Origin of the sequence: Pseudoalteromonas sp. SR41-8 (assembly GCF_014163915.1) — a bacterium.
GTDB lineage: Bacteria > Pseudomonadota > Gammaproteobacteria > Enterobacterales > Alteromonadaceae > Pseudoalteromonas > Pseudoalteromonas rhizosphaerae.
The window spans coordinates 1-20,726 of sequence record NZ_JACJEE010000014.1 but is presented as its reverse complement, the minus strand read 5'-3'; the positions used below and the strand labels follow the sequence as shown (position 1 = coordinate 20,726).

22 protein-coding genes, 2 rRNA genes and 1 riboswitch are annotated in these 20,726 nt (G+C 40.4%); of the genes, 3 read left to right on the top strand and 21 right to left on the bottom strand.

Features of this window, described 5'->3' with window-relative positions:
- Positions 1-25: 25 nt before the first annotated feature.
- Positions 26-2,104: a S8 family serine peptidase gene (locus H5162_RS11115; protein ID WP_182778539.1), complete on the bottom strand. Its 2,079-nt coding sequence runs from the start codon at positions 2,102-2,104 to the stop codon at positions 26-28.
- A 469-nt stretch (positions 2,105-2,573) separates the two neighbouring features.
- Here H5162_RS11115 and H5162_RS11110 point away from each other — a divergent pair, with 469 nt between their 5' ends.
- The gene (locus H5162_RS11110) at positions 2,574-2,897 is read left to right on the top strand and encodes a BON domain-containing protein (RefSeq protein ID WP_182778537.1); all 324 of its coding nucleotides are present in this window, start codon (positions 2,574-2,576) and stop codon (positions 2,895-2,897) included.
- A 241-nt stretch (positions 2,898-3,138) separates the two neighbouring features.
- Here H5162_RS11110 and H5162_RS11105 read toward each other — a convergent pair whose 3' ends face one another.
- From H5162_RS11105 to yaaA, 7 genes are all read right to left on the bottom strand, one after another.
- Positions 3,139-3,330, bottom strand: coding sequence for a hypothetical protein (locus H5162_RS11105; protein WP_145237732.1), 192 nt, complete (start codon positions 3,328-3,330; stop codon positions 3,139-3,141).
- A 101-nt stretch (positions 3,331-3,431) separates the two neighbouring features.
- Positions 3,432-3,824, bottom strand: a complete 393-nt coding sequence (locus tag H5162_RS11100; RefSeq protein ID WP_182731847.1) for a hypothetical protein — start codon at positions 3,822-3,824, stop codon at positions 3,432-3,434.
- A gap of 423 nt (positions 3,825-4,247) precedes the next feature.
- Positions 4,248-6,257, bottom strand: coding sequence for an alpha-amylase family protein (locus tag H5162_RS11095; protein WP_182778535.1), 2,010 nt, complete (start codon positions 6,255-6,257; stop codon positions 4,248-4,250).
- 298 nt (positions 6,258-6,555) lie between these two features.
- Positions 6,556-6,750: a DUF1289 domain-containing protein gene (locus H5162_RS11090; protein ID WP_145242920.1), complete on the bottom strand. Its 195-nt coding sequence runs from the start codon at positions 6,748-6,750 to the stop codon at positions 6,556-6,558.
- A gap of 109 nt (positions 6,751-6,859) precedes the next feature.
- Positions 6,860-7,339: a DUF2059 domain-containing protein gene (locus tag H5162_RS11085; RefSeq protein ID WP_182758768.1), complete on the bottom strand. Its 480-nt coding sequence runs from the start codon at positions 7,337-7,339 to the stop codon at positions 6,860-6,862.
- 189 nt (positions 7,340-7,528) lie between these two features.
- Entirely contained in the window at positions 7,529-8,443 is a 915-nt protein-coding gene (locus tag H5162_RS11080) for a mechanosensitive ion channel family protein (RefSeq protein WP_182778533.1), read from the bottom strand.
- 100 nt (positions 8,444-8,543) lie between these two features.
- Entirely contained in the window at positions 8,544-9,323 is a 780-nt protein-coding gene (gene yaaA / locus H5162_RS11075) for a peroxide stress protein YaaA (protein WP_149983400.1), read from the bottom strand.
- A gap of 250 nt (positions 9,324-9,573) precedes the next feature.
- Between yaaA and tal the strand changes: the two genes are divergently transcribed.
- Positions 9,574-10,524: a transaldolase gene (gene tal / locus H5162_RS11070; protein ID WP_182759993.1), complete on the top strand. Its 951-nt coding sequence runs from the start codon at positions 9,574-9,576 to the stop codon at positions 10,522-10,524.
- 177 nt (positions 10,525-10,701) lie between these two features.
- Entirely contained in the window at positions 10,702-10,890 is a 189-nt protein-coding gene (locus tag H5162_RS11065) for a DUF3545 family protein (RefSeq protein WP_145242910.1), read from the top strand.
- A 173-nt stretch (positions 10,891-11,063) separates the two neighbouring features.
- Here the strand turns inward: H5162_RS11065 and ung are convergent, their stop codons facing one another.
- From ung to rrf (H5162_RS11000), 13 genes are all read right to left on the bottom strand, one after another.
- Complete coding sequence (ung, locus tag H5162_RS11060; RefSeq protein WP_182778531.1) at positions 11,064-11,726, bottom strand: uracil-DNA glycosylase; 663 nt, start codon at positions 11,724-11,726, stop codon at positions 11,064-11,066.
- Positions 11,723-12,580, bottom strand: coding sequence for a cobalamin-binding protein (locus tag H5162_RS11055; RefSeq protein WP_182778529.1), 858 nt, complete (start codon positions 12,578-12,580; stop codon positions 11,723-11,725). The genes ung and H5162_RS11055 overlap by 4 nt, the downstream gene beginning before the upstream one ends.
- The gene (gene cobO / locus H5162_RS11050; RefSeq protein WP_145242905.1) at positions 12,580-13,179 is read right to left on the bottom strand and encodes a cob(I)yrinic acid a,c-diamide adenosyltransferase; all 600 of its coding nucleotides are present in this window, start codon (positions 13,177-13,179) and stop codon (positions 12,580-12,582) included. Before cobO ends, H5162_RS11055 begins: the two co-directional genes overlap by 1 nt.
- A complete protein-coding gene (locus tag H5162_RS11045; RefSeq protein ID WP_182778571.1) occupies positions 13,163-14,665 on the bottom strand; it encodes a cobyric acid synthase in 1,503 nt (500 codons plus the stop codon). Before H5162_RS11045 ends, cobO begins: the two co-directional genes overlap by 17 nt.
- Positions 14,665-15,192 carry a bifunctional adenosylcobinamide kinase/adenosylcobinamide-phosphate guanylyltransferase gene (gene cobU, locus H5162_RS11040; RefSeq protein ID WP_182778527.1) on the bottom strand — a complete coding sequence of 176 codons (528 nt, stop codon included), beginning with the start codon at positions 15,190-15,192 and terminating at the stop codon, positions 14,665-14,667. Before cobU ends, H5162_RS11045 begins: the two co-directional genes overlap by 1 nt.
- The gene (locus H5162_RS11035; protein WP_182778525.1) at positions 15,189-15,986 is read right to left on the bottom strand and encodes an adenosylcobinamide-GDP ribazoletransferase; all 798 of its coding nucleotides are present in this window, start codon (positions 15,984-15,986) and stop codon (positions 15,189-15,191) included. The genes cobU and H5162_RS11035 overlap by 4 nt, the downstream gene beginning before the upstream one ends.
- Positions 15,986-17,050: a nicotinate-nucleotide--dimethylbenzimidazole phosphoribosyltransferase gene (gene cobT / locus H5162_RS11030; RefSeq protein ID WP_182778523.1), complete on the bottom strand. Its 1,065-nt coding sequence runs from the start codon at positions 17,048-17,050 to the stop codon at positions 15,986-15,988. The genes H5162_RS11035 and cobT overlap by 1 nt, the downstream gene beginning before the upstream one ends.
- Positions 17,051-17,054: 4 nt before the next feature.
- Positions 17,055-18,050 carry an iron ABC transporter permease gene (locus tag H5162_RS11025; RefSeq protein WP_182735817.1) on the bottom strand — a complete coding sequence of 332 codons (996 nt, stop codon included), beginning with the start codon at positions 18,048-18,050 and terminating at the stop codon, positions 17,055-17,057.
- On the bottom strand, positions 18,037-18,873 hold the full coding sequence (locus tag H5162_RS11020; RefSeq protein ID WP_220493596.1) for an ABC transporter ATP-binding protein: 837 nt from the start codon (positions 18,871-18,873) through the stop codon (positions 18,037-18,039). Before H5162_RS11020 ends, H5162_RS11025 begins: the two co-directional genes overlap by 14 nt.
- An 85-nt stretch (positions 18,874-18,958) precedes the next feature.
- Positions 18,959-19,084, bottom strand: a riboswitch (cobalamin riboswitch).
- A 40-nt stretch (positions 19,085-19,124) separates the two neighbouring features.
- Positions 19,125-19,739, bottom strand: a complete 615-nt coding sequence (locus H5162_RS11015) for a histidine phosphatase family protein (RefSeq protein WP_182735818.1) — start codon at positions 19,737-19,739, stop codon at positions 19,125-19,127.
- Between the two features lie 135 nt (positions 19,740-19,874).
- Entirely contained in the window at positions 19,875-20,096 is a 222-nt protein-coding gene (locus H5162_RS21515) for an FKBP-type peptidyl-prolyl cis-trans isomerase (protein WP_310736426.1), read from the bottom strand.
- Between the two features lie 335 nt (positions 20,097-20,431).
- Positions 20,432-20,546: ribosomal RNA gene (gene rrf / locus H5162_RS11005) — 5S ribosomal RNA — on the bottom strand.
- 62 nt (positions 20,547-20,608) lie between these two features.
- Positions 20,609-20,723, bottom strand: a 5S ribosomal RNA gene (gene rrf / locus H5162_RS11000).
- Between the last annotated feature and the right edge of the window lie 3 nt (positions 20,724-20,726).

Below are 20,726 nucleotides of genomic sequence, written 5' to 3'. Positions count from 1 at the left end.
GGCTTTTTAGTTTAATTACCAGCAGCTACTGACAAACTCCTAGGTCTTTCCAAACGGCCCATGCGCTGGAATTATCAGCAGGGTTTGCACCGCGTGTCCACCATTTCGCACTGTAGCGCTTACCATTATAGGCCACCTCTTCGCCAGCCGTGTATACAGCACTTGCACTCCAGTTCGATAAGTCTGTACAGCCAGTTTGTGTGCCATCTGTAACAGTTACTGTTTTAGTTAAGGTATGATTAAGTCCTTGGGCGTCACTTACCGTAAGTGCTACATCATAGGAACCTGCGGCTTGATAAGTATGATTGGGTGTTACGGTATTAGCGACACTGCCATCACCAAAAGTCCAATTATAGGCTGTAACAGCCACATCATCAGTCGATGCATTAGTGAAACTGACAGCAAACCCATTGACACTAAAATCAAAGTTCGCTTTAGGTGCTTGATTAACATCACCGTCATTTTGACAATTACCTTGACGCGACCAAACATTAGAATAAATCGCTGGACTTGCCCCCGTTGACCACCAAGTTGCTTTATATTTAACTTGGTTAAACTCAACCAAATCACCAACACGGTATGACTTTGCTGCATCCCAACTAGCTAAACCATCACAACCGCCTGGAGGATTCGATGAGATAGTCACAGTTTGACTACGCTGATTTGTTTGTCCTATGGTGTCAGTTACTTCTAAAAGGACTGTATAATTACCTTCTGCAGTATAAGTATGAATAGGGTTTTTAGTATTCGATGAATTGCCATCGCCAAAACTCCAACTATAACTGCTGATCCCTTTATCATCCGTAGAGGTATTATTGAAAGTAACCTGTTTATCATTTACGGTTGCACTAAAACTTGCAACTGGCGCATTATCCATGCCACTACCACCACCGCAGTCAGATTGTGCTAAATAATCATAGGCATCTTTTGCTTTAACAATACCAAAACCGTATGAGGTATCCCGCCCTTGTGCGCCACGATCTTGCGCAGTGGTATTTAAAGCATCACGAATTTGTTGATTACTACAGTTTGGAAAGTGACTCCAGACTAATGCAGCTACACCAGATACATGCGGTGTTGCCATGGAAGTACCACTTATACTCTTATACCCGCCATTATTCCATGTTGAGTTAGTACCAACGCCTGGCGCTGCAATTTCAACCTGTGAATTATATTGTGAGAACGATGCCTTATTACCATTTCTATCAACTGCCGCCACAGATATAACCGCATCATAAGATGCAGGGTAACTTAACGAGCTATTCGCATCATTACCTGCAGCTGCAATATGCAACATACCTTGCGAATAGCTATTAGCAAAAGCTTGGCGCTCAGCATTAGATGATTGAGGCCCCCCCAAACTCATACTGGTCACTGTTGCCCCAGCGGCTTGACATTGACTGATAGCTGCAACAAGGTCAGAACCATATGCCCATCTTCCTTGGTCGTTAAATACCTTAACAATGTGTAAACCCAATTGGCCCGAAGAATTAACCCCAACAACACCCTGACCATTTCCACCTAACGCTGCAATAGTACCCGCAACATGTGTACCATGGCCGTTACCATCGTTATACCAATTACCTGTATCATTAGCGCCATAACCATCACTGCCAGTGACGCCTGTATTTGGTAAGTCAGGATGATTTAGTGTGTAGCCAGTATCCATAATACATACTTTTTGACTGCCAGTTAGGTTATCTGAAAGTTGTTGAGCTTGAACCATAGTAATACCATATGGGGTGCTTTCGGCCATTAAATAACGCTTTGGATCCACTTCTATACTGGCTACATCGCTACTTTGTAATAAACGAGCTTTTTGATCCGCCGTTAAAACCACCGCCATTGCGTTAATATCAGGCAAGCTTTGTAGTACTTCAACATTAGCTTGAGTAGCAACATCGCTCATCAAGCTTACTTTAATATTATTAATCTGCGCTTTACTTTGAGCAAACGCAGTATGTAGAGCAGTCGTTTGCTCAGATAAATGCACAATAAAACGCTCTGACTCTACTTGCTCAGCGATTGCAGAACCAGCTGTTGATAACAAAATAGCACTCGCTAATGCCGTTATTTTGAATGTTGGGGTTTTCGACGCTTTCATTTAAAAATCCTTGGATGTTAGTTTAAAGAGAATTGAATTAACAAATAATTCACATCAATTTAATAAAAACACCTAAAGACAACGCTGTCAATAAACCGAGTACAGTTGTTTACCCATAGAAAGTAGAGCAATTAATCTATTGTAATTAAAGAAAATATTTTTAATTAGATGGCTATACAGTAACTAAACCACATGCCTTTGATTTACTTGAGTTCAATGATTTTTGTAAAATAAATGTTACAGGTAATTTTATATCATATTGTTCTAAAAAAACAAAAAAAGGAACAAATAAATCTAAAGTAATTAAAAATTACCGTATTTTTTACTCAGTTGAATGTAAAAAACTCCTAAATAGTTTACAACAATTTTAAATTATCAATATATTTCAATGACTTAATCTTGGAATGAATATTGTAACACTAGGGTTACTAGTCACTAAATAAATATAATAGACGTTATGGGAGGAATCATGAATCGCTTCAAATTAACTATGTCATTAGTATGCTGTATAATTTCACTCGCTTGCACAATACAAGTCAGTGCGGCCACCAGCACAATTATGATCAGCAGCGTTTCTCCTCAACCGACATTACAACAGACTATAATTCATAAACTGCGCAGCAATCCAAACCTACACCTCTCGCAACTACAAGTGCACGTTAATGGCAACAAAGTAGCCCTGTACGGTATAACCGAAACCGGCTTTGAACGCGCACTGGCACAAAAGTTTTTAGAAAATACCCAAGGTGTGGCAATTATTGAAAATAAAATGCAGGTTAAAGTAGCTAGATAGAAGATTAAAAATTGATTTGCAAGGCTCTACTATTTAAAGACAAGATAAGCATTACTGTGCTTGCTCAACATATAAAAACATCACCAACACACCGCAATGCACAATAAGGTATTTAATAGAAATAGAACTGCTTTGTTGTGTTATCGCTAGTGCAATTAAACTCACTGCTGAGTTTAATTGGCAATTTTATGCGTTTAACACAAATGTGAGAAACACTAATCTACAGATGAATTTTTATGATTTACTCAACTGCTTTAATTTTAACGATACCAAACTTAATGAGGCCAAAATATCCGATCTCGGCAGCTACCACTACAGGCAGAACTATTTTTAACCAATAGTTTGGTGAACCGTAAAACATCGCCAGTATAGTCACTGCAATAGATGAAATAATTAGGGCTGCAATACCGCCACTAACCTTATCAATTCGCACTGGCTCCTTACAATTTGAGCACTTTACTTTCAAGGGATTCATGGTGTTTAAAACTGCCATAAAAGAAATACTGGCACTACAATTATTACACTTACTCATTACTAACTCTCAGTTGGTTTAATAAAGAAATCTTTGGCATCGCTAAAATACAAAGCCCATGCAGCGAACAATGGATATATAGCTTTATTTATAATATTTGAAAATGAAAAAACAGCGTTACTTTCTAATGAAACGATAAGTGAATCACCCGCATATAAAAATACGTAAAGAAAAACTACAGAGAAAAACAAATGTAATCCTTTTGAATTTCTTTTAAATATTTGCCACATAGCAATTATTTGGATCGTAACAGCAATTGACCAAATAACTAAACTGATAATACCTAAAGTTGGGTCATCAGAAATAAACACCAGTAAAGCTGATGCGATAAAAGGCCAAAGACCATAACAAAAGAAACAAAGGATAACTGTTCCATAAACCATGATTTCTTTCATCCAGATACCTTAATTCCCTTTAAAATATATTGCCGCGCGCAACAGCGAACAAATCTACGCAGAGGAGTGATTGTCTAGCCCAAATGACATAGTTAACTAACTCATTGTATACAATTTAATAATGCCTAAGTAAGTTATATTAAACCACTCAACTTATAGCACTTATACATTATTTAAAAGCTAACGAGTATTTAGAATTACTCTTTCTATTCAAACATCAAAAAAGAACTAACTTTATTTACATTCAATCACTTAATCAAGCATTAATAGTAAATCGTAATTAGATAACTGTTTATCTAATTTGCAGATACGCAAAGTTACTAATGACCATAAAGCTCAAAATTCATTTTGGCAATAATAGTGACTTACAAATCCCAGCTAAACGCATACTTATGGTTTAGCTGGGATTTATCTGTAATAAAATTAGAAATTGCGTATTTCTACCGTTGAATTATTAAACTCAAATTTATTAATTTTGCCGCATTGAGCAACATGATTAGTACTAGCATAAGGGGGGTTTGCTTGCGCGATATTGCCCTCCCAGCCCTGACCATTTTTAATAAACGCTTTTACCTCAAACCATCCATTAACCGCTTTGCTGCAATCCATATCAACATCAAGCAGCCAATAATGTTCACCCCAAATATTCAGTGGTGTAACACCAAAGCCATCATTAGCAACGGTTTTTTCTGCTCCCCAAGTTGCTGGCCAAATATTAGTTGTCCAATCGGTTGCGGTCCCTTGCGCCTCACTACTTTGGCCCGTTTCAATACCATACCAATCTAGGTAATTATCGTTTGCTTTCCAAGGACTGGTAGTGGCACTTTGCAAATTATTATGGCGAATTGGCATAGCACATTCAAAGTTGCTTGTTTGGCAGTTACGCCCAAGGTTTGTGTTTGCATAAACATGGTCAATCCCGCCGCGAATAAACATATCTTGGCCAGTTTGCGTTTGTGCGTTAATAAATATCACAGTTCGCTGCCAATCACTCTGAGGATCAGGGGCTGAGTTAGTGTTTAACTTGGCATTTTTATGAATAGCCATTGCATCCCACGCGGCTACATTTAAGTTTATAGTGCCATTTGCATTAACAGTAATAACTTCACCAGTACAACTTGTTGCATCATTAGTCAGCGCTCCTTTGAGCACGTTACAGTATTGCCCTGGAGCCATATCTGTTTGCACGGTGGTATTGAGTGTTGAGCCTTCTTTATTAATGGCAACATGCCCTGAACTTCCTCTACCAAAGGCTATTTGATTGTTAGTATTATCCCACCAATTGGTTGTTGCCCAGTTATCAGCCGTATTATTTCTAAAATCTACGCCACCTGCAATGTATGCCCAACGATGCTCACATTGCCAATTACTCGCAAAGCATTCTAAATTACCGTTGTTATGCACAGGTACGCTTGGACCACCAGCATCTGTGTCACCATGATAGTCGTAACTAGACATTACTTTTGGATAACCATACGGGTAAGCCAACATAAATACGTTTGCTAAGTCGTACAAGCGGCCATCTTCAAAGGTAATTACATTACCGGCACCACCATGACCGCGTTGATTATCATGATTATCTACAAATACTACAGCTGATGCACTTGGCATAAACCCCCACCCTTCACCAAAATTACTTAACCATGCGAGCGAGCCATTTCTAAAGGTATTGCCAAGTTCAGTGCTGTATTTAAACTCCGTAACTAAACCTGACGCTAAATACTCAGAGGCACCAACAGCCTCGCCACCTTGATCAATTACTTCTTGAAAGACCACTGGCGAGCCATTCACTTTCGCCATTAAACTTTGAATATCACTGGCTGCAACATGTTTAGAGGCATCAAACCGAAACCCCTTAACACCAATGGCTTGTAATTCATTAATGTAAGCCGCTAATGTGTTTTGGACATACGTTGCAGCGGTATCTAAATCTGCGAGTCCAACTAACTCACAGTTTTGTACTCGGTAACGATCGTTGCCGTAGTCAGAGCCATTAATGGTGCAACTGGTGTGAAAGTCTTGTGGGCTATAAATTGGGTATTGTTTATTACCATAGGTATTACCAGCGGTACCTGTACCACTGCCTGCAGCCATATGATTGATTAAAGTATCTACATAAATATCAACGCCAGCGGCATTACAGCGATTAACCATATCAATAAACTGCTCGCGGTTACCGCCTCGGCTTTGCAATAGGTAACTGACAGGTTGATAACGCGTCCACCATTGGCTGCCTTGTATATGTTCATTAGGCGGCGATACCTGTACCGCAGCATAGCCTTTAGGTCCTAGGTATTGTTCACATTCGAGGGCTACATCTTGCCAGTTCCATTCAAATAGATGGACGAATGTTGTTGGTGTTGCATTTGCAATCGACGTAGCACTTAGGGCAATGCTTAGCCCAATAGTGGTTACTATTTTTTTAATTTTCATTGTGTGTTCCGTTGTATTGTCAAGTAATAGGCATTCTATATTTACAAAGAATTAACAATAGAGAGGTTCTCACAAAATGAAAATTGAATACGTATGCAATCAAAAATTCAAAAACACCATCGATTATGGATGCTTAGCCAAATGCAGTGGTACGAGTATATCGCTAACTTATTCTTTGTGTGTGTTGGAGTGTTTATTAACGGGCAGTACAGAGCAGTAAAAACTAGTATACGGTTTTTATACTAATCTTGAAATTTGGGGTTAGCTTTTTCAGACTGCAGTTTGCTCTACAAAGTGATTATTTATGTTGCGCGTTTTTGCGATTTTGGCATTCATTAAGAACCTGCAGCTTTTGTGCAGGACTTGCACTGTGCCACGCGAGAATTTCATCAAGGGTTCTAAAGCAACCGATACAGGTATCGTTTTTATCCAAACAACAATGCCGAATACATGGGCTACTTGGTTCTTCATTGCTCACTTTAATGTTATTCATTAATTTTACCTTCGACTTTACTTATTAGACACTAGCCTTAGTTTTAGCTCGTGTCTAATAAGTGCAGTAGATAATCGGCTAGCGATAACTAAACTATGACCACTGCCTTTTACTTGTTTTGATGCTTCGCCATAAATGGTTGCAGTCTTTCAAGCAGTAGGCCTTGTTTTAACTGCCCTTCTTGCATACCTAACTGCGCACCTATTTGCATCAATTCTGGTGATTTAGCTAGAAACTTTTGCCCTGTGGGTGTTTCATAAAAGGCGGTTAACTCATTGATTTCTTTGTCAGTGAAATTCTCTGAGTAGACTTCAACCAATTCAGCTAAAATTGCTTGCTGATCAAAATCATACTTAAACCAATCTCGGTAAATATTTTTCAGCTCTTCTTTCGCCGCTGCATCCAATTTTAACTGTGCCGCCATTTGCTCAATAACCGGCAACATAGCTTCAAAACCACCGGTCATCTGCTTATCCATGTCCATTACTGAGAACATTCTTTCAACTGGGCTGGTTGCTTGCTCTTCTGCATAACTGAGGTTGGTTAATATTAATAGTGAAAACGCACATATTGATAGGAGTTTTTTCATTGTAATTTCCTTATACAGGGATAAATAAACATGCACTTATCTTACTCTTATTGTTGCTGTCTATCAGTAGAAAACTTAATACTGGTAAATATGCGCAAATCAACAACTGTATTACCAGCTGTAAATTTGTGTAAATTAGCACTATCAACAGGTAAATATTACCTGTTGATATAATAAGCCTAGAACCATTTATTGTTCTGAGTGCTGGCGCTTTTCAGTGATCATCGCATCGAGTTTTTCACCGCCTTTAATACCAAAATCAAGGGTGCGAATTGGGAATGGAATACTAATATCAGCGTCACTTAGCGCTTGTTTGACTGCCACAATTGCTTTATGGCGTACGCTCATAAAGTCTGCCTCGCCGGGGTATTTTATCCAAAACCACACCAGTAAGTTGACACTACTGTCGCCAAACCCTTCAGCATAAACAGCGGTTTCGTCTTGTTTAATTACAAAATCAAATTCATTGATTTTTTTAACTATCACCTCAGCTGCCAGCTCTGGGTCATCACCATATGAAATGCCCACCGGCACTTCAATGCGGCGTACACCTAAGGTACTGTAATTACGTAATACATTACGAAAAAGTATTTTGTTAGGCACTAAAATCAATTGCCCATAAAAGTTTTCGATGAGCGTGTTGCGCAAATTTATTGAGCGCACATTGCCAAACACATCATCGGTTTTTATAACATCGCCTGTTTTAAACGGTTTGCGAATACCCATAGCAATACCAGCGATTAGGTTCTCTGTCATATCTTGAAAGGCAAAACCAATTGCTAGACCAACAATCCCAGCACCAGCCAGTAATGACGTTACAGTGCCTTTTAGCCCTATAAAATCGAGGGCAACAAATAACCCAACACACAGTACTATCATCTTGAATATCGATGCCATTAAGTCTGCAATTTGTTGGGAGTCTAACGAGCGGCGTAAAACATTGCGCATCATCGAACCTAAAAAACGCGCGAGAATTGAGAAAACAATGGCGATGATCACCGCCACTATAAAATTAGGTATATGACTTATTACGACATCAAACCAGCCACCGAGTTTTTCTTCAATAAGTTTTTCGGCATCGCTGATAGAAGGTATTTTTAGCATTGCTTAACCTTGATTATTTTATAAATAGTGTCAGGTTATTGCAAAATAAGCGCCAAAACTAAAAAGCCATGCATTGCATGGCTTTTAAACAGATTAATAACTAGTTTTGTTCATCTCTTAGAAATACTGGCTCCAGCTCTTTTTGGGTCGCTTCGCTACTGTAGTAGTAACCATCAACAGTAAACTTTTTTAAATCGCTTAACTGGGTAACTTTATTCTCAATAATGTAGCGAGCCATCAAGCCGCGAGCTTTTTTAGCATAAAAGCTGATAATTTTATATTGGCCGTTTTTACAGTCTTTAAAGTGTGGAGTAATGATTTGCGCGTTTAAGGCTTTTTTATCAACCGCTTTAAAATACTCGTTTGATGCTAAATTTACTAGATATTGGCTATCTTGCTCAGCGAGTACGCTATTTAGTTTATCAGCAATAATACTGCCCCAAAATTCATAGAGGTTTTTACCACGGCTGTTATCAAGCTTAGTGCCCATTTCTAAGCGATACGCTTGCATTAAATCAAGTGGTTTTAATAACCCGTAAAGGCCTGACAAAATACGTAGATGACTTTGCGCGTAATCAAGTTGCCCGGCAGTTAAGCTGTTTGCATCTAAACCACCATATACATCGCCATTAAAAGCCATCACGGCTTGTTTAGCGTTGTCGGTAGTAAACGGTTGCGACCATTCACTAAAGCGCGCAGCATTAAGGCCTGCAAGCTTATCGCTAATTTTCATTAAACTGCCAATTTGTGCCGGCGTTAATTCGCGGCACACCGTCATCAACTCTTCGCTGTGCTCAAGTAACTCAGGTTGCGTGAATTTATCAGTGCTTGCTTGGCTCTCGAAATCTAAATTTTTTGCAGGTGAAATAACAGTGATCATAGTTAGCTATTGACTTGGAAATTATTTAATGTCAATTTCAACATTAAATGAAACGAAAAGCACGTTTTGTTTATATCAATTAGTTAGAATTGATTGGTATGATACCTACCTTATTAGCACAGCAAATTATGCTATGCACCTTCGTTCTTCACTGATACGGACATAAGACCTATTAAGCGCTGTCACAGTGCTGCAGTATAAGGTAGTTACAGTAGATTTTCTTTTAACTTGCTTGGAATGAGGAAAGCAAATGACTTCAGCTCTACAAAGGCTCAAACAACATTCATCTATCGTGGCCGACACTGGTGATATTGAAGCGATTAAAAAACACCAACCGGAAGATGCAACAACTAACCCTTCATTGCTATTAAAAGCCAGTGAAATTGAAGCCTATAAGCCGTATTTAGATAAAGCGTGGAGTTATGCTAAAGAAACCGAGCAAGACGCTGCTAAACAATTAGAACTAGCCTGTGACTACTTTGCTGTATTACTAGGTAAAGAGATCAGTGACATTGTGCCGGGTTATATTTCAACCGAAGTTGATGCACGTTTATCATTTGATACTAAAGCAACAATTGCTAAAGCACACACATTACTAAGCCTTTATGAAAAAGAAGGTGTGAGCAAAGATAAAATCTTAATCAAAGTTGCCTCAACGTGGGAAGGTATTAAAGCCGCAGAGCAACTTGAAAAAGAAGGTACTAAGTGTAACTTAACGCTGCTATTTAGTGATGCTCAAGCCCGTGCTTGTGCAGATGCTAACGTATTTTTGATTTCACCATTTGTTGGCCGTATTTTAGATTGGCACGTTGCTAACGGCTTAGAAAAACCAACCGATCCATTACAAGATCCAGGCGTGCAATCAGTACGCAGTATTTTTGAATTTTATAAGCGTCATGATTATAAAACGGTTGTTATGGGCGCAAGTTTCCGTAACACCGGTGAAATCATCGCACTAACTGGTTGCGATAAACTAACCATCAGTCCTAACCTTTTAGAAGAGCTAGGCAACCTTGAAGGTGCACAAGAGTATTTACTTGACAGTGATATTACTAAAGAGCCTAAACCTGCACCACTAACTGAAGCTCAGTTCCGTTGGTTACATAATCAAGATGCCATGGCGACAGAAAAACTAGCTGAAGGTATTCGTTCTTTTGCTGATGCACAAGAGCAACTAGAAGCGCGTTTTAAAGCAATGTAATCGCTTTTATCGTTTAAATTAAACGTCGCATTTGCGGCGTTTTTTTATGCCTGAAAATAATCTCTATTCATTAATTTATCACTTACCTGTAACATAAATGTCACTTTTTTATTCTATTTTAGTGTGGCCTGTGGTATAGGTATTTTCGAGGTTCAAAAAATTCAATAGGAGAAGTTCATGGATAGCCTAGACGATATTTTAGAGATATTAGAAGGTCCTGATACAACAAGAAAGACCTCTCAGAAAAATAAAAAGAGAAAATGGCGCGAAATCGAAGCTTTAAAAGACAAGCAACGTTTACGTAAAGAACTACAGGAACTAGACTTTTTTACAGACAATATTGCGATTGATGAATTAGATTTTTAATTTCGCAATAGCTACTAACCAACTAAAAGGCCCTTACCGATAAAGTAAGGGCCTTTGTTTATATCAGTTAACGTATATTCTGCGCAGGATAACCCCCGCCTACATCCGTAGCAGCGATTTTACATCGCGACAAGCTTAACATTCTGCGCGGGATAAACTCGCACCTACAATTCCTAAACTTGCCAATCGATCGCTGTTTGCCCTTGCTGTGTTAAAAAATGATTGGTTGCGGAAAAATGCTGGCAACCAAAAAAGCCACGATGCGCAGACAACGGCGATGGGTGCGGGCCATTTAAAATATGATGACGCGTACTATCAATGCCTTTACCTTTCTTTTGTGCGTGAGCACCCCATAAAATAAATACCACACCTTCACAGTGTTGATTAATATGAGCAATAACCTTATCGGTAAACTGCTCCCAACCTAAGTGTTTATGGGAATGGGCTTGGCCTTGCTCAACAGTCAGTACGGTATTAAGTAAAAACACCCCTTGCTCTGCCCAGCGTTGTAAATAACCGTGCGTAGGCACGCGAAAACCATCGATATCTGTAGCCAGCTCTTTATAGATATTTTTTAATGAGGGGGGAAGTTTACCAACCTCTGGTAATACCGAAAAACACAAACCATGTGCTTGTCCTTCGCCGTGGTAAGGATCTTGTCCTAAAATAACCACTTTTATATTACTTAACGGTGTTGCATCAAATGCACTAAATACATACTGCTCTGGCGGATATACAGCAATACCTTCGCTGCGCTTTTGAGCAACTGTATCCAACGTCTGCTGCATATAAGTTTTTGCACATTCGGTTTTTAAAAAGTCTTGCCAATCACTCATTGTGCCTCCTTAATTGCAACGCGTGAATCATCTATTTTAGTACACATATCAGCAAGACCATCCAACATACGCGTGGTAAAACGGTGTAGTAAATCAGCATTGACGCTAATAAACTGGTGGTGCTTTACCGCGGGTACTTCGGGCCATTGTGTCCAATCAATCACAGTTTGCTGCGCTTGTGACTTCTCATTAGGCAATATAATTATCTCTGGTTTTGCCACGATCACATTTTCAATACTTATCAGAGGGTAATCAGTTCGGCTGCTAGCAAATACATTACGACCTTGGCAAATTTCGATTAACTGATTGATCCAGGTATTTTTACCCACCGTCATCATCGGTTCTGCCCATAGCTGGTAAAATACCGCGACCTTACTTTTACCTTGCTGCTTGGCTTTGATTACAGCAATTTTCTGCTCAAATTCAAGTGCGGCTTGCTCGGCTGATTGCTCACGTCCAGTAAGCTCACCTAAACGGCGCAGTTCATTGGGCACTTTATCTACTTCACTGGCGTCACTGTAAATTATATCAATGCCAAAACTTTTAATACGTGCTAAATCCTCAGTTTTGCTACCCGTTTTCCATGCTAAAACTAAATCAGGTTTGAGGGCCAGTAGCTTTTCTATTTGAATACCTTGGTGACCACCGATACGTGGGATATCATTTGCCGCAGCAGGGAAATCAGCATATTCCACGGTTCCCACGATTTGCTCACCAGCGCCGATGGTATACAGGTTTTCAACAATATGCGGGGCCAAGGCGATAATTCTTAATTGCTGCTTGTTAGGATCAGCCACGAGCTTAAAACAGCACAGAGCCAGCGATAAAACGAGTACAAGCCTAAGCGTAGCCATTAATAATCAAATCCTATTTGCGCTTTAACACCAGCATCAAATGCATGCTTAACATTGCGCACTTCACTAACAGTATCAGCTAAGTCAGTTAACTTGCGATGCGCACCACGGCCAGTAATAATTAAAGATTGCATTGGCGGACGATTAGCGATCACTTCGAGTGCTTCGTCTAAATCAATGTAGCCGTAGGTGATCATATAAGTAATTTCATCAAGTAATACTAAATTAATTGATTCGTCAGCCAACATACGTTTTGCTTCTTGCCAAGTCGCTTGCGCCGCTGCGGTATCTGATTCTTTATTTTGCGTCTCCCAGGTAAAACCTGTGTTCATAATGGCAAATTCAACCCCTGCGCCTTGCAATACATTACGCTCACCACACGGCCAAGTACCTTTAATAAACTGGCACACAGCAGCTTTCATGCCATGGCCTACACAACGTGTTACCGTGCCAAACCCTGAGGTTGATTTACCTTTACCGTTACCGGTGATCACCTGAAAAACGCCTTTCTCAGTTTGTGCTGCGGCTATACGCTCATCAACTTTATCTTTTACTTTTTGTTGGCGTTGTTGGTGCTTGTCGTTATGTGTGTCGCTCATGATTAACTCCTTCCCAGTTTTGGTAAATTTGCGTTATTTTGTCTAAATCTAAATGTTCTTTACACATCGTGGCTAAGCGCGTTAATTGCTGCTCGCGATGTGTGTCTATATCTATTAATTGGGTAATACCACTATTTGGCAATACCCAATCCAGTATTAGTTGCGTAGCTGCACTGCTATCAAATAAGCCATGTAAGTAAGTACCTGCAATACAATCATCATCTGATATAAAACCATCTTGCACAACATGCTGTGGATGCTGAGTAAATTGTAAAAAAGGCTTTTTAAATGCTGGGCCTGCGCTACAACCAGCGTGTATTTCATAGCCTGCGGCTTTTGCTTGTTGACCGCCAAGATGGATCACACCAGCAGCTTGAGTTAGTACTTTATGCTGCCCTAAGTGAGTGGCAAAATCAGCAAGCCCTAAAGCTTTACAGTGTGTTTTACTTGATTCCACACCCTCAGGGTCATAAATATCTGTGCCGAGCATTTGCAAACCTCCGCAAATACCTAATAACTTACCGCCATAACGCAAGTGACGCTGAATCTGCTCGCCCCAGCCTTCATTGTTTAAAAAGGCTAAATCATTAATAACATTTTTACTGCCAGGAATGATGATCAGATCAACGTGTGGAATTGCTTGAGTATGGCGAATGTAATTAATGTCAATTTGCGGGTTTAAACGCAGCGCATCAAAATCAGTGTGGTTACTAATATGAGGAAGTAGCAATACTGCGATTTTTATTTTTGCTTGGCTTACTTGATTATCTATCGCTACCGCGTCTTCAGCATCGAGGGCGAGATCATGTAAATACGGCAACACCCCTAAAACTGGTTTACCGGTGTACTCTTCAAGCCAATCAAGGCCACCTTGCAATAAGCCTATATCGCCACGAAAACGGTTGATCACAAAGCCTTTTACTCGTGCTTGTTCTGACTCGCTTAATAGCGCAAGAGTACCGACCAAATGCGCAAACACACCGCCTTTATCTATATCTGCAATAATGATCACGGGGCAATCAACCGCTTCGGCGTAACCCATATTAGCAATATCACCCGCACGTAGATTAATTTCAGCCGGGCTGCCCGCCCCTTCAACTACCAGTAGCTCAAACTCTTCGCTTAAACGCTGTTGCGAAGCCAGTACCGCATCCATCGCGACTTTTTTATAATCATGATAAGCACCTGCTTCCATATTACTAATGGCTTTACCGTGAATTATCACTTGAGCGCCAGTATCACTATTGGGCTTGAGTAAAATGGGGTTAAAATCAACCCGTGGCGCCACTTTAGCTGCAATCGCTTGAAGTGCTTGCGCACGACCTATTTCGCCGCCATCTTCTGTTACAGCGCTGTTTAAGGCCATATTTTGCGGTTTGAATGGAGCAACTTTGATCCCGCGTTCAACAAATACCCGGCACAATGCTGCAACTAAAGTACTTTTCCCTGCATCAGAAGTCGTACCTTGTACCATTAATGTTTTCATCATGACTGCCCTTTCAGTGTTAAGGCAAGACCTGCCATTATAAATTCAACTCGCGCAGCTTTTGCGGCAATGGCTTGATGTAACCAGCCTGATTCATCTACAAACCGGCGGCTTAGCTCGCCCAGAGGCACAATGCCGTGGCCAACTTCGTTACTGACAAAAATCACTTGCCCCGGTAAATTTTCAAGGGTATTTAGTAGTGCTGATTTCTGTTCATCCCAACAATCACTTGTGGCGTGACATAAACAGTTACTTAACCATAAGGTTAAGCAATCAACTAAAATACAGTTATCTTTGCTGCTGTGTGTTTGTAACGCCTCAGCCAATGCAATTGGCTCCTCAACTAACGGCCAATCGACAGGGCGCTGTTGTTGATGATGGACTATACGATCTTGCATTTCAGTATCGTGGCCTTGCGCCGTTGCGAGGTAAATAACGCTTTTATTGCTTTGCTGTGCAAGCTGTTCAGCAAAGCGGCTTTTTCCACTGCGTGCGCCGCCTAAAATAAATGTGTGGTTAGCGTTCATAATATACTCACGAAAGTTAAGTAAATGGCAATTTCACTTAGCTGCTGCGCCGCACCTAAACAATCGCCAGTGTAACCACCTAACTGCTGTTTAAACCAGCGGATCAAAATGACTCTTAGGATCAGTAATACTGCGATAAGAATCAATACGGTTTGCCATAACAATACACCAACAGCAATCAAGCTAACCAGTAAAGTAGCGGCGGTTACAAGTAACGTAACTAAACTAGTGACCGATAGGTGCATAGCAAGCGGCTTTACTTTTGAAGTCGCATCCTCACTTACATACTCCATCCCCATAATTAAACTGGTTGCCACTACTCGGCTTACACATTGCCCGATAACAACTGCACTCAATACAGTAATCAATGACTCACTAAGAAAGAGTAGGCTTTGAAATTTAACCAGCAGCATAATAAGTAATGCCGCTGCACCATAAGTACCAAGACGACTATCTTTCATAATGGCAAGCTTTTGCGACACCTGCCAACCACCGCCAAAACCATCCCATACATCGGCCCAGCCATCTTCATGAAATGCGCCTGTTAATAACAACCCGGCCGCCATCATTAGTAATACACTTATTGATGCTGGTAACAGTAATTGAAAAACGCCGTAGCTGAGTGCTAATAATCCACCAAGCAGTAAACCCACTAAAGCAAAATAGCGACTTGCTTGATTTAAATGAGCACCGCTTACATTAAAGCGCAACTGCACTGGTAGCCGGGTTAAAAAGCTAATTGCTAATAACAGTAACTGCCATTGCGTTACTTTATTTGCCTCTGGGTTAGGCATTAACTGACAACCTGCTTAACACCAGCATCAGCAAAACTAGCCATCTGATTATAAAAACCAAGTGCGGCTTGCAATAATGGTAAACTTAACGCAGCGCCAGTGCCTTCACCCAAGCGTAAATCAAGTTGCAGCAGTGGCTTAACATCGAGTGCGTTTAACATCAGTCGATGGCCTTGCTCATTTGAGCAATGTGCAAAAATTAAATAATCTTTCACTGCTGGGTTAATATTAATTGCGGCCATTGCCGCAGCACTACAAATAAAGCCATCAACTACTACAGCCATGCCTTGCTCAGCCGCAGCCAACATAGCTCCCGTAATATGCACAATTTCAAAGCCACCTAACGCTGCAAGTAGTGAAATAGGATCTGCTAAATGTAACTGATGCAATACCAGCGCTTGCTCTACAACTGTTATTTTACGCGTAACAATATCATCACTAACACCCGTGCCTTTGCCAACACACTGCTGTGCAGGTAAATTCAGCATAGCTGCCATAATCGCTGCTGCACTGGTGGTATTACCTATACCCATTTCGCCAAAGGCAATTGTATTACAACCACTATGACTGAGATGCTGCATCAGCTGTTTAGCATTATTAAAGCCTTGCTGTACCTGCGCGGTATTCATTGCCATGTCTGTATTAAGTGGCTTTGTTATACTTCCTAGACGGCAATTATGGACACTTGGCGCTGTGACTGGATGCAAAATACCACAATCAATCACTTCTAATTGCCAACCTAACTGTTGGCAAAAGACATTAATAGCGGCACCACCGCTGACAAAATTAGCTACCATTTGTGAGGTGACATCACTGGGCGCTATCGATACCCCTTGTGCAGCAACACCATGATCTCCTGCAAATACCAGCAAAGTAGGCTTATTGATTGCAGGTGCAAAGGTTTTAAAAGCATCTTCGCTTGCCACTTTTTGGCTAAACAAAGTAACCAGTTGTATTGCACATTGTTCTAACTGTCCAAGTGCACCAAGCGGTTTAGTTTTTTGGTTAATCTTATCAATGATGAGGTGACCAAATTGATTAGTTACTGTGGGTATATTAAACATCTGACTAACTCTCTCGCTTGCGAAAATAAAGTAACGATAAAAAGAAAATACTGCCTATTGCAGAAGTAATAACACCGATTGGCAATTCTTGATTTGCAAGTAAAACACGCGATAGCACATCAACCCACACCATAAATATACCGCCAACTAAAGCCGTCATGATCAAACCAGTAATAGTGCCTTGCGACACAAAAAACCGTACTATATGCGGGATCATCAAACCAACAAAACCAATACCACCACACATCGCCACTAACACTGCAGTGATCAATGAGCTCAATACCAACATTAATAACCGAAACCGCTGTACCGGTATTCCTAAAGTTGCAGCACTTTCATCACCTAGTAACATTGCATTTAGTTGCCGACGAAAACCCATCATCAGCACTGTGCAACTAATAATAACTAAAGCGGGTAACCATAACGTTGACCATTGTGCGCGAGCAAAGCTGCCTAGCGTCCAAAATAAAATAGCCGTGATCGCCTGTGGATCACTAAAATACAAAAGTAAGCTGGTAAAGGCACTGAATAAAAAGGATAAAGCGACCCCAGCCAAGAGCATGCTTTCAACTTGTCCGCGACCTGCTCGTCCGGCAATAAAAACCAGTAATAACATAGTCAATAAACTACCAACAAATGCCGCGGCCGACATTGTTATTCCCGCGCTGACTCCTGTTAGTGTCATAAAACATACCACACCAAATGAGGCTCCCGATGAAATACCAAATAAGTAAGGATCGGCTAACGGGTTACGGGTTACGGTTTGTAAAATTAAACCAGCGATAGCTAGACCAGAGCCAGCTAAAAACGCCAACAATGTTCGTGGCATTCGCAGTTGCCATATGATCCGCGCTATAAAGGAGTCATCTCCCTGACCTATAATACTGTGGTATACATCAATAAATTTACTGGCCGCAGCACCAAAGCTAAGTGCTATAAAAATGCTCGACAAGGCAAAGAATAACGCCACGCTGACTGCAAAATAATTATTTTTTTGCATCAACGCCACCACCTTGATAACCGTAAAAATAGGTAATACGCGGAATGACCTTATTTAATTGTTTACTCTGTGGATGCGCCGAGACTTCGGCACAGACACCAAATACTTCGCTAAGCATTTCTTCCGTGATGACGTATTCTGGGCTACCCGTTGCAACTAACTTACCTTGCTTTATCACCAGTAGTTCATCACACATACTTGCTGCAAGATTAAGATCATGGAACGACGCTAATACCGTTACATTTAGCGATTTAGTCAACTCCATTAATTGAATTTGATATTTAATATCTAAGTGGCTGGTAGGCTCGTCCATAATTAATAATTGAGGGCTTTGTACAATTGAACGTGCTATCAATGCGCGTTGCTTCTCGCCACCGGAAAGGGAATCAAACGATTGCTGTAAATGATGGCTCAAGCCAACTTGCTCAATCGCCTGAAAAATAATTTGTTGATCATTTTTAGTTGTCGAACTAAATAAGCTTTTATGCGGCGTAAGGCCAAGACTCACTACATCATAAAGCGATAGATTAAATTGCGAAGGTGTTTCTTGCAGCACCACAGCAACCTGCTTGGCATATTCATCCGCACTTAGCTGCCAAATATTTTTCCCTGCAAATATAACCTCACCGCACACTGGTTTAGTGTAACGGTATAAACAACGCAATAAACTTGATTTACCTGCGCCATTAGGCCCTAACAAACCGATAAACTGGCCTGGTTTTATTGCAAAATTAATATCGTGCAAAATAGCGGTATTTGCCACCGACCACGATAAATTAGTTACTTCAAGTAAAGGGGGATCAATTACTGCTGGTATTTGCAATGTGTTATCTCTCTAGCAATAGCTAAACCCAATACACTACAAACCATTATGATCATGGTGATAATAGAAGAGTTAGCCCGCTCAATAGGTAATAAATTAACGTATTTTGTATCTGACTTATCGCGCTTGCGACTTACAGTTGCGGGAACAGTTGAGGAGTTACACCTCATTCCAAAATACATAAGGCTCTATTATGGGCGGGTGAGTAAATATTTCAATTAATATCTTTCTAGACGGCTAAAAATAGTCTTTTAAAACACAATTCTGGGCCATGCTTTATCGCTATCATCTATGTAAATATCAATACAAATAAGCTTCCCATAACCGATTGAAAATATGTTTTGCTGATTCGACTCTTTTGGTAACTGACAAATAATACCTAATAGTTGCTTGATCACTCCGGCATGCGTTAAAACTAATTGTGCTTGAGTGTGATTACTTGCAATATCAATTAGTAACGTTTGCCACCACGTTGCTATTCGCTGATAAAAATCTCTCATACTTTCGCCATGAGGGGGGGTTACTTGCCAAGGGCTTTGCCAAAAATCGCCAAGACCAGGAGAATCCGTCTGTTGCCACAAATCATCATATTTACAGCCATCCCAATCGCCAAAATTAAACTCTCGGAGCTGATCAGTCAGAAAAAGTGGTATTTGCTGGGCATGGCTAAAAGATCTGGCAAATTCGCTACAACGTTTCAAAGTCGAACTTTGTACAAGCTCAATATTAGTTAGCTCATTGCACGCTTGATGTAATTGCGCACGGCCAAGTTCACTGAGTAAAAAATCTGTCTGTCCGGCCAAGACTCCTTGCTCAATCAATTCGCCATGGCGTAATAAGTAAACGCGACTAGAAAATGGCGGCATAAAACCCTCTTACATTAAAGAAAAGTACTTTTAACAATAGCATAATGGTCATCCTAAACGGATTAAGCGCACATCAAAATGTAGAACGGCATTAGCTCCTATTTTCCCACCATTCCCCTTGCGTCCCCACGCCAGCTATGCAGGAATTACAAATTCATAGCGAGAACCAACCGACATCAATAAAATACCTTCTCGTAATCCTTCGATTGCCTCATCTAAGGTAAATACTTCAGGCATTCCAGCTTTATAACTATCAGCTATTACGCTGCCATCAGCAAGCATAATACGCTGATTTATGACCACGGTATCTGTGTCAGTTACTCGCTCACCAGAGATCTCATCTATTACTTTATACATCAAACCAGAAGCACACAGTTGAGTATCAGCATGACGACTAAATTTAACTATGAAGCTTTCACTGTTTTTACGATTGAGTCCTGATGAACCTTTTGATTTAGTTGTTTTTTACGTACCATGAAGCTCCACCATTTGTATGATAAATATAATGATTTTATCACATAGGTAGAGGCCTGAACGCAAGTTTTATAGTGAGTTTGCGAGTTTTTCAAAACAATAAAATGATCTTAATGATTGGCGCTGTCTTTGCCCGCCAGCATAATCTCACTGCTAAATCACTTTCCTGCAAACGTAAAAAAGCCCGACTATTTCTAGTCGGGCTTTCTTTAATTAGATCCTGGCAATGTCCTACTTTCACATAGCAAATGCTACACTATCATCGGCGCTGTTTCGTTTCACTACTGAGTTCGGCATGGGGTCAGGTGGGTCCAAAACGCTATTATTACCAAGAAAATTCTTTTCAATTTTCTTATTTTAATTATTAAGTTTTAAGTCCTTCGACTAAATTTGGAGCCTGGCAATGTCCTACTTTCACATAGCAAATGCTACACTATCATCGGCGCTGTTTCGTTTCACTACTGAGTTCGGCATGGGGTCAGGTGGGTCCAAAACGCTATTGTTACCAAGCAA

What these genes read in the sequence shown, in the direction of transcription:
- cobT (WP_182778523.1), bottom strand. Translation starts at nt 17,050, where the DNA reads ATGTTTAATATACCCACAGTAACTAATCAATTTGGTCACCTCATCATT.
- H5162_RS11080 (WP_182778533.1), bottom strand. Translation starts at nt 8,443, where the DNA reads ATGCTAAAAATACCTTCTATCAGCGATGCCGAAAAACTTATTGAAGAA.
- H5162_RS11025 (WP_182735817.1), bottom strand. Translation starts at nt 18,050, where the DNA reads ATGCAAAAAAATAATTATTTTGCAGTCAGCGTGGCGTTATTCTTTGCC.
- H5162_RS11115 (WP_182778539.1), bottom strand. Translation starts at nt 2,104, where the DNA reads ATGAAAGCGTCGAAAACCCCAACATTCAAAATAACGGCATTAGCGAGT.
- cobO (WP_145242905.1), bottom strand. Translation starts at nt 13,179, where the DNA reads ATGAGCGACACACATAACGACAAGCACCAACAACGCCAACAAAAAGTA.
- H5162_RS11055 (WP_182778529.1), bottom strand. Translation starts at nt 12,580, where the DNA reads ATGGCTACGCTTAGGCTTGTACTCGTTTTATCGCTGGCTCTGTGCTGT.
- H5162_RS11085 (WP_182758768.1), bottom strand. Translation starts at nt 7,339, where the DNA reads ATGAAAAAACTCCTATCAATATGTGCGTTTTCACTATTAATATTAACC.
- H5162_RS11065 (WP_145242910.1), top strand. Translation starts at nt 10,702, where the DNA reads ATGGATAGCCTAGACGATATTTTAGAGATATTAGAAGGTCCTGATACA.
- H5162_RS11035 (WP_182778525.1), bottom strand. Translation starts at nt 15,986, where the DNA reads ATGCCTAACCCAGAGGCAAATAAAGTAACGCAATGGCAGTTACTGTTA.
- tal (WP_182759993.1), top strand. Translation starts at nt 9,574, where the DNA reads ATGACTTCAGCTCTACAAAGGCTCAAACAACATTCATCTATCGTGGCC.
- H5162_RS11100 (WP_182731847.1), bottom strand. Translation starts at nt 3,824, where the DNA reads ATGAAAGAAATCATGGTTTATGGAACAGTTATCCTTTGTTTCTTTTGT.
- H5162_RS11045 (WP_182778571.1), bottom strand. Translation starts at nt 14,665, where the DNA reads ATGAAAACATTAATGGTACAAGGTACGACTTCTGATGCAGGGAAAAGT.
- yaaA (WP_149983400.1), bottom strand. Translation starts at nt 9,323, where the DNA reads ATGATCACTGTTATTTCACCTGCAAAAAATTTAGATTTCGAGAGCCAA.
- cobU (WP_182778527.1), bottom strand. Translation starts at nt 15,192, where the DNA reads ATGAACGCTAACCACACATTTATTTTAGGCGGCGCACGCAGTGGAAAA.
- ung (WP_182778531.1), bottom strand. Translation starts at nt 11,726, where the DNA reads ATGAGTGATTGGCAAGACTTTTTAAAAACCGAATGTGCAAAAACTTAT.
- H5162_RS11095 (WP_182778535.1), bottom strand. Translation starts at nt 6,257, where the DNA reads ATGAAAATTAAAAAAATAGTAACCACTATTGGGCTAAGCATTGCCCTA.
- H5162_RS11015 (WP_182735818.1), bottom strand. Translation starts at nt 19,739, where the DNA reads ATGCCGCCATTTTCTAGTCGCGTTTACTTATTACGCCATGGCGAATTG.
- H5162_RS21515 (WP_310736426.1), bottom strand. Translation starts at nt 20,096, where the DNA reads ATGTATAAAGTAATAGATGAGATCTCTGGTGAGCGAGTAACTGACACA.
- H5162_RS11090 (WP_145242920.1), bottom strand. Translation starts at nt 6,750, where the DNA reads ATGAATAACATTAAAGTGAGCAATGAAGAACCAAGTAGCCCATGTATT.
- H5162_RS11110 (WP_182778537.1), top strand. Translation starts at nt 2,574, where the DNA reads ATGAATCGCTTCAAATTAACTATGTCATTAGTATGCTGTATAATTTCA.